This window comes from Parafrankia colletiae (genome assembly GCF_001854655.1).
Lineage (GTDB): Bacteria > Actinomycetota > Actinomycetes > Frankiales > Frankiaceae > Parafrankia > Parafrankia colletiae.
Window position 1 is genome coordinate 1 of record NZ_MBLM01000185.1, and the last position, 12,678, is coordinate 12,678.

8 protein-coding genes and 3 pseudogenes are annotated in these 12,678 nt (G+C 72.6%); 5 read left to right on the plus strand and 6 right to left on the minus strand.

Going from position 1 to position 12,678, the window contains the following annotated elements:
* Positions 1–97: pseudogene (locus CC117_RS39665) on the minus strand (sulfate adenylyltransferase subunit CysD); the annotation flags it as partial.
* A gap of 406 nt (positions 98–503) precedes the next feature.
* On the opposite strand from CC117_RS39665, the gene CC117_RS33150 reads away from it, so the two are divergent.
* Together CC117_RS33150 and CC117_RS33155 are read left to right on the plus strand one after the other, a co-directional pair.
* Positions 504–1,034 (plus strand): TetR/AcrR family transcriptional regulator, encoded by a 531-nt coding sequence (locus CC117_RS33150; protein WP_071092213.1) that lies wholly within the window; start codon positions 504–506, stop codon positions 1,032–1,034.
* A gap of 77 nt (positions 1,035–1,111) precedes the next feature.
* The gene (locus tag CC117_RS33155) at positions 1,112–1,450 is read left to right on the plus strand and encodes a hypothetical protein (RefSeq protein WP_071092232.1); all 339 of its coding nucleotides are present in this window, start codon (positions 1,112–1,114) and stop codon (positions 1,448–1,450) included.
* 21 nt (positions 1,451–1,471) lie between these two features.
* On the opposite strand, the gene CC117_RS33160 is transcribed toward CC117_RS33155, so the two are convergent.
* Positions 1,472–2,371 (minus strand): SIR2 family NAD-dependent protein deacylase, encoded by a 900-nt coding sequence (locus tag CC117_RS33160; RefSeq protein ID WP_116287973.1) that lies wholly within the window; start codon positions 2,369–2,371, stop codon positions 1,472–1,474.
* Positions 2,372–2,518: 147 nt separating this feature from the next.
* Positions 2,519–3,655: an RNA-guided endonuclease InsQ/TnpB family protein gene (locus CC117_RS33165; RefSeq protein WP_407673634.1), complete on the minus strand. Its 1,137-nt coding sequence runs from the start codon at positions 3,653–3,655 to the stop codon at positions 2,519–2,521.
* Positions 3,656–3,909: 254 nt separating this feature from the next.
* On the opposite strand from CC117_RS33165, the gene fxsT reads away from it, so the two are divergent.
* Positions 3,910–7,041: an FxSxx-COOH system tetratricopeptide repeat protein gene (fxsT, locus tag CC117_RS33170; RefSeq protein WP_071092219.1), complete on the plus strand. Its 3,132-nt coding sequence runs from the start codon at positions 3,910–3,912 to the stop codon at positions 7,039–7,041.
* Between the two features lie 29 nt (positions 7,042–7,070).
* Here fxsT and CC117_RS33175 read toward each other — a convergent pair whose 3' ends face one another.
* Positions 7,071–8,630 carry an acyl-CoA synthetase gene (locus CC117_RS33175; protein ID WP_071092221.1) on the minus strand — a complete coding sequence of 520 codons (1,560 nt, stop codon included), beginning with the start codon at positions 8,628–8,630 and terminating at the stop codon, positions 7,071–7,073.
* Positions 8,631–8,792: 162 nt separating this feature from the next.
* On the opposite strand from CC117_RS33175, the gene CC117_RS33180 reads away from it, so the two are divergent.
* Positions 8,793–9,515: a DUF2599 domain-containing protein gene (locus CC117_RS33180; RefSeq protein WP_071092225.1), complete on the plus strand. Its 723-nt coding sequence runs from the start codon at positions 8,793–8,795 to the stop codon at positions 9,513–9,515.
* Positions 9,516–9,834: 319 nt separating this feature from the next.
* A pseudogene (locus CC117_RS39670) lies at positions 9,835–10,221 on the plus strand (PIG-L deacetylase family protein); the annotation flags it as partial.
* Between the two features lie 307 nt (positions 10,222–10,528).
* Here the strand turns inward: CC117_RS39670 and CC117_RS33185 are convergent.
* Positions 10,529–11,992: a glycosyltransferase family 4 protein gene (locus CC117_RS33185; RefSeq protein WP_071092229.1), complete on the minus strand. Its 1,464-nt coding sequence runs from the start codon at positions 11,990–11,992 to the stop codon at positions 10,529–10,531.
* Positions 11,993–12,285: 293 nt separating this feature from the next.
* Positions 12,286–12,678 (minus strand): annotated as a pseudogene (locus tag CC117_RS33190) (hypothetical protein); the annotation flags it as partial.

The window sequence follows — 12,678 nt, forward strand, 5'->3', positions numbered from 1 at the left end:
AATACAACATCACCGGCCGCTCACACTCCGACACGGCCTCCCGGAAAATCTGGATGCTCTCCGCCTCCAGCCGCTGCAGATGCGTCAGTCGACCCATGCCGGGYTGCCTCTCTCCGTCGCTGTGGTWCCCGCCGTTCGTGCACTGCCGCGCCCATCCCGCCACCCGGCGCCATGATCACGCCGTAGGTCGACATGTCCACGCTCGGCGCATCCGTCCATCTTCCCGTCGGGTCGGCGGCCCGTGCGGCCGGTCGTGGCGACGGTCGCGTGCCACGGCCTGCCATCTCTGATGGACCCAACCAACGGCAGGCGTGTTTCCAAGCCCGCGTCATCGATGTGTGGTCCGACACGTGACGGCTCACGGTGCCTCATGACAACTCACCGCGACATGCGACGCATGCCGCCGCGGGTGGCGCGGGAGCACAGGTCAGCAGAGGTCGGAACCGCCGTCGACGTTGAGGTTCGCGCCGGTCATCGATTTGCGACAGTATGATGCCATCAATATGAGCACGCCCGCAACATCCGACGGCGAAGGCGGTCAGCCCCGGCAACGGCGGCGCTACGACAGCCCGGTATGCCGCGAACGCGCCGGCCAGACCCGTGAGCGCATCGTCGCCGCCGGCTCGGCCCTGGTCCACGAGTTCCCGATCTGGGACTGGAGCGGCCTGGCCTTCCGCGCCGGCGCCGAGCGGGCGGGAGTCGGCGAGCGCACCGTCTACCGGCACTTTCCCACCGAGCGCGACCTGCACGCCGCTGTCATGCGCCGGCTGCAGACGGAGGCCGGGGTCGGCTACGACGATCTCGACCTCGACGCCGTCGCCCCACACAGCACCGGATGGACGGAGCACGAGCGCCGGGCCACGGCCGCGGTGCTGGACGTCCTGTGGAGCCTCCCCGGCTACGAGCGCCTCGTCCGAGGCTGGCAGCTCGACCCCGACACGGCGGCACAGGCCGTCAGCTGGGTGATGGGCCTGGTGGTGGAGGCCATCCGCGACGGGCAGCGGCCCGGGGACCCCCGCCGGCCGACGGCGTGAGCGAGTCGGCCAAGGGCACGGGCCCGGCGGCGGAAGGCCCGCCGGACCCGGCCGGGAACCCGTCCCCCTGGGGGACGTTGGACGGGCGGCGGTTCGCGCCGGTCGGTGACGTAACGGGCGGCGAGATCGGCGTCGGGACGCTCTTCGACTATCGACAGGACCGGGACCTGGTGGAAGCCACCTATGCGGGCGGCCGGATCCGACGGGGCCACCTCGTCGGCACTGTCGCCGGCGACACTCTGGACTTCCGGTACGTACAGCTCCACACCGACGGGACCACCGCCTCCGGCCACTGCGTGTCGGTGGTGGAAGAGCTCCCTGACGGCCGCCTGAGGCTGAGCGAAACGTGGCAGTGGGAGTCGCGTGCGGGCGCTGGCACCAGCGTGGTCGAGGAGCTGCCCCGGGGCGACTGCTGACGCCTCGCCTCGGCTGGAGGCTCAGGGCAGGCGGGCATCCAGCTCGGTCAGAGCCGCGAGCGCGCCGAGCGGCACGGAGACGCCCGCCCCACCGCGGAGATCCGCCTGATCCGGGTTGATCCGGATCAGGCGGCCGGCCGCCGCGGCGGACTCGGCCATGCGGCGCACGGTCGGCACCGCGGTGCCCGCGCCGATCTCGACCACTGCCAGCCGCCGCGGGCTGGTCAGGTCGTCAAGCCAGGAGGCGCACGCGTCCAGACCGGTCTCGCTGCGACGGCCGACCCAGTTCCAGTCGCCGAACATCAGGATGTTCGGACGGGCCAGGTCCCCGCAGTGCGGGCAGCGCGGCAGCGGGTCCCGCGCCCGCATCGTCTCCGGGTCGACGTCCACCTCGACGCCGTCGGCGGACCAGACGTCCTGCGTGCAGGGCAGCCGGCACTGCAGGTGGTGGATCGAGCCGTGGACCTCGGCCACCTCAGCGACGCCGGCGCGCTGGAACTGACCGTCGACATTCGACGTGAAGACCCACATTCCCGCGGGCAGCCGGGCGCTCCACCGGCGCAGCACGGCGAAGCCGGCGTGCGGAACCGTCCGGCGGTAGAGGCCGAGGCGGTGGCCGTAGAAGCCCCAGGCGAGGGACGGATCGGCGCCGAAGTGCACCGGGTCCGCGAGCTGGGTGAACGACAGCCCGAGACGGGCGTAGGGCGGGTACGCCCGCCAGAATCCGGTGGTGCCCCGGAAGTCGGGCAGGCCGGAGTCCACACCCATGCCGGCACCGGCACAGACCAGCAGTGCGTCGGCGTCGCGCAGCAGATCGGCTGCCCGGTCGAGCGCCGCGGCGGCGCCCGGCGAGACGGCCGGTTCAGCCGGGGCGGGCGGCTCGGGCGGCTCGGGCGGTGGCACTGCGCTGGGTGTCGTCATCCGTCCCATCATCGCGGGCGGAGTGTCGCCGCCTACCGACCCGGCCGACCCGAAAGAGCGATGAACGCTTGACATCCTCTCCGGTCTGAAGGCTGAAGATTCCTGTACCTCGCGATACAGGTTCCTGCTTCATCGACGGACGCCTCCTCACTCCTGGGAGCGAGGTGGTCTCACTCCCTCTCCACAGGCAGCAACCGCGAGCCCCGCGGCCAGAACGTTCGTCGCCGCGTTCACGTCCCGATCGTGGACCGTGCCACAGCGGTGGCAGGTCCATTCCCGGACGTCGAGCGGCAGCTTCTCCACCCTCGACCCGCACACCGAACAGGTYTTGGACGACGGRYAGAACCGGTCGATCRCGATGACRGTGCGGCCATACCAGCCGGCCTTGTACTCCAGCATCCGCCRCAGCTCCGACCAGGACGCATCGGAAATCRCACGCGCCAGCGAGTGGTTGCGGACCATGGAACGCACAGACAGATCCTCGATGACCACCGTTTGGTTCTCGCGGATGATCCTCGTGGACAGCCTGTGCAGACGATCGCGCCGCCGGTCCGCGATCCGACCATGGATCCTCGACACCCGAGCGCGGGCCTTCGCCCGGTTCGCCGAACCCTTCCGCCTGCGGGACAGCGCCCGCTGCGCGCGGGCGAGCCGGGCCCGGTCGGCCTTCTCGTACCGAGGGTTGGCCACCTTCTCCCCGGTGGAGAAGGTGACCAGTGACGTGATCCCCGCGTCGATCCCGACCCGCCCCGACGACACCGGCAGGCCGGTGACGGTCTCCTCGACCAGGATCGAGACGTGGTACTGGCCGCGGGCGTTGCGCGACACCGTCACCCGCGACGGCACGGCCCCCTCCGGCAGGGGACGCGACCAGACGATGTCCAACGGCTGCTCCTGCTTCGCCAGCCTTACCTGCCCGTCGCGGAAGGTGAAACAGTTGCGGAAACAGGTCGCCGCGTCGAGCGCCCTGCCTTTCTTCTTGAACGACGGGGGGCCGTCCCGTTTCTCCCAGAAGTTCACGAACGCCCTCTGCAGATGCCGCAACGCCGCCTGCAACGGGCCCTTCGACGGCTCGGCGAGCCACACCGTCGAGGGGTCGCGTTTCCACCCGGTGAGCATCCTGTCCGTCTCCGCGTGACTGAGCCGACGCCCTTCCCCAGCCCACGCCCGGCGCCGTTCGGACAACGCCCGGTTGTACACGTAACGCACACAACCAAACGTTTTCGCTAACTGTTCCACCTGATGGGAGGTCGGGTAAAACCGGTACCGATACGCCCGCTTCACCACCCGACTCCCCACGGCCGGCAGAATACACCTTTCCGCCGCCACCCTGATGTCGGAGCTGACGCGCTAACCCCGCTCTGAAAGGCGGGGCCTGCGCGCTACGTTTCACGGTCACCGCAGTCGACCGCTGCCTGCCGCCGCCGCCCGCCCGGACCCCGCTCTGGCGCCCGCGCCGCCAGGATCCGGCAGGGACGTGGACGCCTCACGGCGTGTCCACACCACCGAATGCGTCAGGCACGACTGGTATTGAACTCGTGACCGAAAGTAGCGATCTTCTCTCTGCCGCCGCCCCCCAGGCCCGGACACCCACGGACGACACGGGCCCGACCGCCGCTGCCAAAAGCCGCCGCACAAAGCGCCAGACGCCGCGGTCCACGGCGCCCCCCGCATCCGAGCCCACCGGGGCAGAACCTGCCGAGGCAAAGCCCTTCGCGTCCGAGCCGGCCGCCGAACGCGCCGAGACCGAGATCACGGACGCCAAGCCCACAGGCACCGAGGCCACGGACGTCAAGGCCGTCGACATCGAGGCCGTCGACATCGAGACAGCGGACATCGAACCCGTCGTGGTGGGCGAGGCACCCGCGACCCGGCTGCCGCTGCCGCGCACGAGCCCACCGCCGTCACCCACGGGCCCACCGCCGTCGCTCCGGGGGGCGCTGCCACCACGCAATCCGCACTTCACCGGACGCGCCGGCCTGCTCGTTGACCTGCACGAACGGCTACGGGCCGGGGAGACGTCCGACCTGCCCGTGGCACTGCTCGGCATGGGCGGGGTGGGCACGTCACAGCTGGCAATCGAGTACGTGTACCGGCATCTGACCGACTTCGACGTGGTCTGGTGGATACCCGCCGGTGACGAAACCCAGGTCCGGCAGTCGCTGGTGGAGCTGRCCGAGCGCCTCGGGCTCGGCACGGGTGGAGGCACCGGGGCGAGTGCGGGCACCAGCCCGGAAGCCGAGGCCGCCGGAACAGCCAGGACGGCGAAGCAAGTCCGCAGAGCCAAGACGGCCAGGGTAGCCGGGACAGGAGCGACCGAGGCTGACAGAGCTGTCGGAGGGCTCGTCCCGGCCGTCCTGGAGGCCCTGCGTGCCGGCCGGCCGCACCGCCGTTGGCTCCTGGTCTTCGACGGCGCCGACGATCCGCTGGCGATGCGCGGGTTCCTCCCCGCCGGCGGCACCGGCCGTGTCCTGGTCACGTCGCGCAACGCCGAATGGGCGGGAGCGGCTCACGCGCTCGAGGTCGACGTGTTCCGCCGCGAGGAGAGCATCGACCTGCTCCACCGGCGGACCGGCCCGATCGGCGCTTCCCGCACCGCTCCCCACACCGTCCAGACGGCCGACCCGGAGGCGGTCCCCGAAGCCGGCAGGATGCCCGAAGCCGGCAGAGTCGCCGAGGCTCTGGGTGACCTGCCGTTGGCTGTCGCGCAGGCCGCGGCCTGGCTGGCGGAGACGGGCATGCCCGCCGGAGAGTACCTGCGCCTGCTCTCGGACAGGCCGCTGGAGACACTCGGGACGTCCTCGCCACTGGACTACCGGCTGCCGGTGCGCGCGGCCTGGGACGACTCGCTGGACCGGCTGGCGGTGTCCGACCCGGCGGCGCTGCGGCTGCTGCGGCTCTGTGCCTGTCTGGCGTCGGCCCCGATCCCGCGGCGACTGCTCGGGGCCGGGCGGAACGTCTCGATCACTCCCGAGCTCGACGCCGTCCTGCGCGACCCGCTGCGGTTGGGCGAGGCGATCCGCGCGATCACCCGGCATGCCCTGGCGCGCGTCGACCACCGCGTGGGGCTGCCGGAAGTTCCGGGGTCGTCGGGGGCGCTGCGGGTGCACCGCCTCGTTCAGCTGGTGGTGCTCGACCGGATGAGCGGAGACGAACGGGAGGAGCTGCGTGCCGGCGCCCGCCGCCTGCTCGCCGCGAGCGACCCCGGCGAGCCGGCGGCCCCGTGGGCATGGTCCGCCTACGCGGAGCTGTACCCACACGTGATCGCCGCGAGTGCGGTGGAGGGCCGGGAGCCCCTGCTGCGGGGCATGCTGGTCAACACGGTCCATTCCCTGTTCGGTCGGGGCGACCACCAGGAGGGGCTGGAGCTGGCCCGGCAGGCCCACGAGAGCTGGCGGGTCATCCTCGGCGAGGAGCATCCGGACACCGTCGCGGTGGGAGGGTGGCTCGGCCGGCTGCTGCTCGCCGTCGGGGATCACGCGGTGTCCGCGCCAGTCAACGCGCGGGTTCTGGAGATCGGCGAGCGGGTCCACGGGCCGGATCATCCGGTGACGTTGCGTGCGCTGGCCGCCGTGGCGGCGGACCGTCGGGCGGCTGGCGAGTTCGCCCGGGCGGTCGAGCTGGGCCATACCGCCTGGGCACGCGCTGTGCGCGCCCAGGGGCCGGACGATCCGCTGACGCTAGGCGCCGCGCACGACCTGGCGGTCTCGCTGCGGCTGGCGGGCGAGGTCCGGCAGGCCCGGGACATCGACGACGACACCTGGCACCGGCATCGGCGCCGGCGTGGGCACCGGTCCCGCTCACGTGCGGGCGCGGGCACCCGGGCCCGGTCCGGTGCGGACGACCTTGCCGTCCTGGAGTCCGACAGCAGCCAGAACCTCAACCTGCGGGAGCTGGGCGACTACCCCGGCGCACGCGGCCGTCAGGAGGAGCTGGTGGGCCGGCTGCGGGTGCTGCTGGCCGACGAGAGCCATCCGGAGCTGCTGCGGGCGCTGCGGCACCTGGCCGTCGTGCAGCGTCGGGCGGGCGAGCTCGACACCGCGCTGCGGACCTCGCGGATCTCCTGGGAGCGGCTGCTGGCCCGCTACGGCCCGGCCCACCCGGAGACACTCGCCTCCGCGCAGTGCCATTCGACGGACCTGCGGCACACCGGCGACCTCGACGGGGCGCTCCGGCTGTGCGCGGACGTCCGTGCCGGCCTCCACAGCGGCGCCGGCGCCGGCCACCCGCACACCCTCGCAGCCGAGGCGAATCTGGCGGTGATCCACCGGCTCCGCGGCGACACCGAGACAGCGCACGAGCTCAACACGCGGGTGCTCGCGGTGCTGACGTCCGAACTCGGGCCGGATCATCCGCTGCGGGTGCGCTGTGCAGCCAACCTGGCCAGCGACGAGCACACGCTGGGCCGGCCCGAGACGGCCCGCGCGCTCGACGAGGAGACCCTGGCCCGCGCCCGCCAGTGCCTGGGCGCCGAGCACCCGGCGACGCTGGCGGTCCACGCGAACCTGGCCACGGACCTACGTGCACTGGGCGAGACGGGGCGGGCCGAAGCCCTCCACGCCGAGGTGGTCCACGCCCTGGACCGGGTGCTCGGCGACGAGCACCCGGCGACCCGGTCCGCCGTCAGCTGGGTGCGTCTCGACTGCGACATCGACCCGCTGCCGCTGTGAGGCACGGTGGACGGCTCCGCGGTGGACGGCTACGGGGTGGAGGCGGCGGCCCAGTAGGCGTCCCGCAGGGGCTTCTTGTAGAGCTTGCCGTTGTCCAGGCGGGGCAGCTCGGGCACGAAGTCGATCGACCGCGGCCACTTGAACGGTGCCAGCTGGTCCCGGCAGTGGTCCAGCAGCCGCGCGGCCAGCGCCTCCCCGGCGTCGGCCGGGTCGACCGGCTGGACGACGGCCTTGACCTGCTCCCCGAGCTCCGGGTGCGGGACGCCGAAGACGGCGACGTCCACGACCTCGTCGTGCATCACCAGGACGTCCTCGATCTCGCGCGGGTAGATGTTCACGCCCCCGGCGATGATCGTGAAGTCCTTGCGGTCGCTCAGGTAGAGGTAGCCGTCCGTGTCGACATGGCCCACATCGCCCAGGGTGCGCCAGCCCGGATGGGCGGGGTGGCTCACCGCCTTCGTCCGGGCCGGATCGCGGTGGTAGCTGAAGCCGGCGCCGCGGCTCTCGAAGTAGACGGTGCCGGTCTCCCCCGCGGCGAGCTCGGTGCCGTCGTCCGCGCAGATGTGCAGCACACCGCCCTGGGGGCGGCCGACCGAGCCCGGGTGGGCCAGCCACTCCTCGCTGGACAGCCCGGTGCTCCCGAAGTTCTCCGAACCGGAGTAGTACTCGTACAGGATCGGGCCCCACCATTCGATCATCCGGCGCTTGACGTCGACCGGGCACGGCGCCGCGGCGTGGACGGCCACCCGCATGCTCGACAGGTCGTAGCGGCCGCGGGCCTCCGGCGGGAGCTTGAGCATCCGCACGAACATCGTCGGCACCCACTGTGCGGCGCCCACCCGGTAGCGCTCGATCGCGCGCAGCGCCTCCTCGGCGTCGAAGCGCGGCAGCACGACGACCGTGCCGCCGACACTGTGCAACACGGCGGACACCCGCAGCGGAGCCGCATGGTAGAGCGGCGCGGGTGACAGGTACACCGAGTCGGCGCCGAGACCGAACATGCGCGCCGTCCCGTTCAGCAGCTGGACATCGCCGGCCGAGGCGGGGGTGTCCGGCAGCGGGAAGCGGATGCCCTTCGGCCGACCGGTCGTGCCCGAGCTGTAGAGCATGAACGAGCCGCGGACCTCGTCGTCACGAGGCCCGGCGGCGTAGCCGGCAGCGGCCGTGTCGAGCTCCGCGTAGTGCGCGGACGTCCCGTCGAGCAGGAGCCGCAGCAGCACGTGCGGCGTGTCGGCCACGACCTCCTCGGCGAGGCCGGCCAGCTTCCGGGTGCTGATCAGTGCCCGGGCGCCGCTGTCGTTCACGAGATGGGTGACTTCGGGCGCTGTCAGGTGGGAGTTGATCGGCGTGATGTAGAGGCCACAGTTGAGGCCCGCCCACACCACCTCGAAATAGCGGAGATGGTTCTCGGCGAGGATCGCCAGGCAGTCGCCCGGGCGCAGGCCCGAGTCGACGAGTAAGCGCGCCAGCCGCGCGGCCCCCTCGGCCAGCTCACGGTAGGTCTGGACGCGGTCCTCACCGTCCGGGCCACCGGTGAGGATCACCGCGGGCTTGTCGGGGGTGAGCGTCACGAAATCGGGCGGGTACATGTGATCCTCCGGGTCCCACAGGGCGGACGGCGACCTCTACGGGAACTATCAGACTCCCGGCCCACGGGATAGGTGTTGACTTTTGCCGGCACCGAGGGCGGGTGGGCGAACCAGCGCGCCGGATCGCCGCGCAGCCGTCCGGCGAGGCTCTACCCTCGATGCATGACTGAGCACCGCCGGTCCCGCGGGGTCCTGATCGGCGGCGTCGCCCTGCTGGCCGCCGCGGCGATCGTGATGGGCAACGACGGGGACAGCGACTCGGCCGCCGACTCCGGCTCCTCCAGCGACCTCGCGGCCGTCGCGCCCACCCCCGCCGCCTCGGCCGACCCCGGGGATGCCACCAGCAGCGCCGGCGACGCCGGGAGCGGCTCCGGCAGCGGCGGGAGCGGCTCGGAGCGCGGGTCGTCGGCCCCACAGGGCGCTCCCGCTGCCCCCGACGGCGCCGCTCCGGGTGCGCCGTTCTGCGGTGCGAGCCGGTACATCGAGGAGATCACGGTCCAGGAGTGGGCGGGCGGCGACTTCCGAATCTCCGTGTGGCCCAAGGACGAGGCACGCCACGCCGACGACCGGGACGCCGCCAGTGCCGAGATCTGGGCAGCCGTCCGCGCCTGTGTCGGCACACCTGACCGGGGAGTCGCCGAGAGCCTGCAGGACCAGCTCCGCTGCCACGAGTTCCTCGCCCTGGTGCCCGGCTCCGGCAGCGAGGAGTACGCGACCGGCGACACGTTCGACGTCGAGAGCTGGCGGCCGACACCCGGGCGCCGCCGCTGGCTCTCCACCCGGTGCGGCAACACCCTGGGCACCGACCCGACCTCCGCACCCGTGCGGACCTATCGCCCCGACGGCGTCCCGCCGCGGTCCGCACCCACCGGGGAACACGCCTGAACCGAATGATGCGGGACCAGTGAAATCATGGTCTCGTGCGACCCACCGTCACCCGGGCCGATCGGGTTCCTTTCCGGCGAGAATCGCCGGAGCGGGGGGCACGGAGGTTTGGGGGTACCGCGAAATGGACGCTTCCGGATTTTCCGGTTCCGCACCCGAAGCCGACAGTTCACCCAGCACCGCGCATTTGTCCGGCACCGCGTATTTGTCCGGCGTGAAGGCTGCGCGCGGGTTGCGGAGGCGAGCTCGGGTCCCGGTGGCAGCCCGCGCGTTCTGGCGGCGGGCGTGGGCCTTCCGCGGGCTCGACATCACGGCCGCGATGGCGTCGACGTCCTGCCTGGTCGTCGCGCCGCACCCGGATGACGAGACGCTGGGCTGCGCGGCAGCGATCATGCGGAAGCGGGCGGCCGGCGTCCCGGTGACGGTAGCGATCGTCAGTGACGGCGCGGGGGGCGCCTCCGCTGTGGAGACCTCGGGGCAGCTGTCCGAGGTGCGGCGGCGCGAGGCGGTCCGGGCCTGCGCCCGCCTCGGCGTCGACGAGGGTGACGTGGTCTTTCTCGACTTTCCCGACACCGCGCTGGACCAGCACCTCGACGAGGTCGCCGCCGCGCTCGCCCGGCTCGTCGGCAGCCGGACGCCCCGGCAGATCCTCGTGCCAACCTCCTGCGAGGGGCATCCGGACCACGACGCGAGCCACGAGGCGGTCCGCCGGGCGGTGCAGGCCAGCGGCTTCCGCGGCGAGATCCTCGAGTACACCGTGTGGCTCTGGACCCACTGGCCCTGGACCGTCGGGCACGGCACCGGCCGCTGGACGGCCCGCCGGCTGCTGCTGGCCCCCATCCGGCGGGTGAGCGAGCTGCGGCCGCTGCTTGTCGACGCCCGCGGCCTGCGCGAACACCAGAAGCAGGCGCTCGCCGAGCATGTCACGCAGACCGGCCCCGCCGTCCCTTCCAGGGGCGATGCCGCGGTGGCGCGCGCTGCCGGAGGGGGCAGCGCGCTGGTTCCGCCGCCGCTCAGCGGATCCTTGCTGGCGGTCCTGGAGAGTCGGTACGAGATCTACGTCCCGGCCGGTTCGTTGCGTCACCTCGACTTCGACCGTCCGTGGCGGGCAACCGTGGCGTCGGTAGCGACATCGCGGACCGCTGACGAGCAGGCGTCGCCCCGGGCAACGGCGGGACCGGGCTGACCGGGCCGCGGGGCGCGGCCCGTGCGGTTGGTGCGGTTGGTGCGAGCAGGCGGCGCCGCGCGTGGAACTCCGCGATGCCCCGGCGGTAGGCGGCTTCCTTGCGGCGGGCGATGGCCTCCGGATCGAGGTCGGCCACGCCGCGCCTGCCCTGGTCAGCGACCTCGGCCGCCCAGCCGGCGTTCAGGAGGAACGGCGCCAGCGCGTCCGCCAGCGCACCCGGGTCGCCGGCGGCGACCACGCTGCCCGCGTTCCAGCTCCGGACGAACGGCGCGATTCCGGTCCGGCTCGTCACGACGACGGGACGTCCCGCCGCGAGCGCCTCGGCGGCGACGATGGAGAAGCTCTCGAAGTGGCTGGGCACCGCCACGACCCGGGCCCGGCGGAACACCTCGCGAATCTCCCCGGCCGCCAGATGCCCGGTGAACTCGACGTCCAGCCCCAGCTCACGGGCCCGGCAGGCCAGCCAGGCACCCGACGGGACACCGTTGATCTCACCGGCCGAGCGGCCCACGACGACGAGCCGGTGCACCACCCCGGCGGCACGCAGCCGGGCGCAGGCGTCCAGCAGCACGTCGACGCCCTTGGACGGTTCCACCCGCCCCACCACCGCGATCGTCGGCCCGGTGGTCCGCACGTCCGGCACACCCCGCCACGGCTCCGCGTCGAAGAGGTTCGGGATCACCTCGACGGCCTGTCGCCCCAGCCAGCCGCTCCGGCGCAGCTCGTCGACAAGCAGCTGTGACGGCGCGGTCACGACGGCGGCGCGCCGGGCCGAGGTGCGGTCAAGCCGGTCGGCCAGCTGCCCGCGTACACCCAGCGGCCGCCCCGCGAGACGGACGGCGAGCATCGTCGGGCAGTGCAGGTGGATGGCGAGCGGGTAGGTGCCGTGGACGGCCTCGATCAGCCCACGGGTCTCCCCGTCCTGCGTCTCGATGATGTCCGGGCGCAGCCGCAGGTGGCGCATCCAGACGCTGTACGACAGGGAGAGACTGGCCCGCAGGGCCAGCGAGTCGCGCGGGTAAAGCGGGCCGCGCAGTCGGGCGCCGTAACCGCCGAGCGCGCGCGTCACCGGTGCCTGCAACAACGGCCGCCGGTGGACGTGCACGCCGCGCTCCACCGTGTCCGTGATGCGGCGCCCCTGGGCGCACAGCACGTGCACGTTGTGCCCGAGTCCGACCAGTGCGGCCGCGAGCGTCGCGGTATAGGTACCGGCGCCGTCCCAGACAATCGGCGGATACTGCTCGCAGAAGAAGAGAACTGATAACGTCCTGAATGTTCGGAGAAGGCCCATCGCATCCCCAGACTGAACCCGGCGCGGGCGGGTCACGTACCGGAAGTCAAACACCGGAAACAGCAGGCAAAGGATACTCGGGCGGACCCACGCCGAAGGCCGCCCATCGGGCCCTGGCCGGCTGCGTTAGCCGGCGTCCTGATTCAGCGCGACCCGGCACCAATATTCGTTCCGCGCGGAATCCGCCATATGCCCGCCGAATGTCTGCGCTCCGCACCGTTCCTCCCCACGCCGGCGCGGGGAGGAACGGTGCGCCGAGTCCGGGAACGGTGCGGAGATCGGGGGCGGGACGCTCAGGGGCGGGTGGGTGCCAGATCGACCTGCAGCACCGGCCGGGTCGCAGCTGAGATCCACGGCCATGCGTCCTGATCGCCGCCGGGCCCGGCGGCGGCCCCCGGGCCTGCGGGCAGTCGCCGCCACCCGAGCCCCGGAGCGAGCAGGGAGAGATCTCCTCCCGCCCGGCGTGCCAGCGGGATCCGTTCCTCCCAGACGGCGGCTCCCGGCCCGGTACCCGTCGCGTAACCGACGATGAGATCTGCCGGCAGGGCGATGCCATCGACCCCGTTCGCCGGGCCCGTCCCGATTTCGTCCGAGCCGGTGGCAGGCCCGGTGGTGAGCACGAACGTGTGGCGACGGCCATCCGCTGGCCGCAGCACACGCTGCTGATCTCCCAGCCGGACGTACAG

Coding starts and splice junctions, on each gene's coding strand:
- CC117_RS33150 (WP_071092213.1), top strand. CDS start 504: ATGAGCACGCCCGCAACATCCGACGGCGAAGGCGGTCAGCCCCGGCAA.
- CC117_RS33160 (WP_116287973.1), bottom strand. CDS start 2,371: ATGACGACACCCAGCGCAGTGCCACCGCCCGAGCCGCCCGAGCCGCCC.
- CC117_RS33175 (WP_071092221.1), bottom strand. CDS start 8,630: ATGTACCCGCCCGATTTCGTGACGCTCACCCCCGACAAGCCCGCGGTG.
- CC117_RS33180 (WP_071092225.1), top strand. CDS start 8,793: ATGACTGAGCACCGCCGGTCCCGCGGGGTCCTGATCGGCGGCGTCGCC.
- CC117_RS33185 (WP_071092229.1), bottom strand. CDS start 11,992: ATGGGCCTTCTCCGAACATTCAGGACGTTATCAGTTCTCTTCTTCTGC.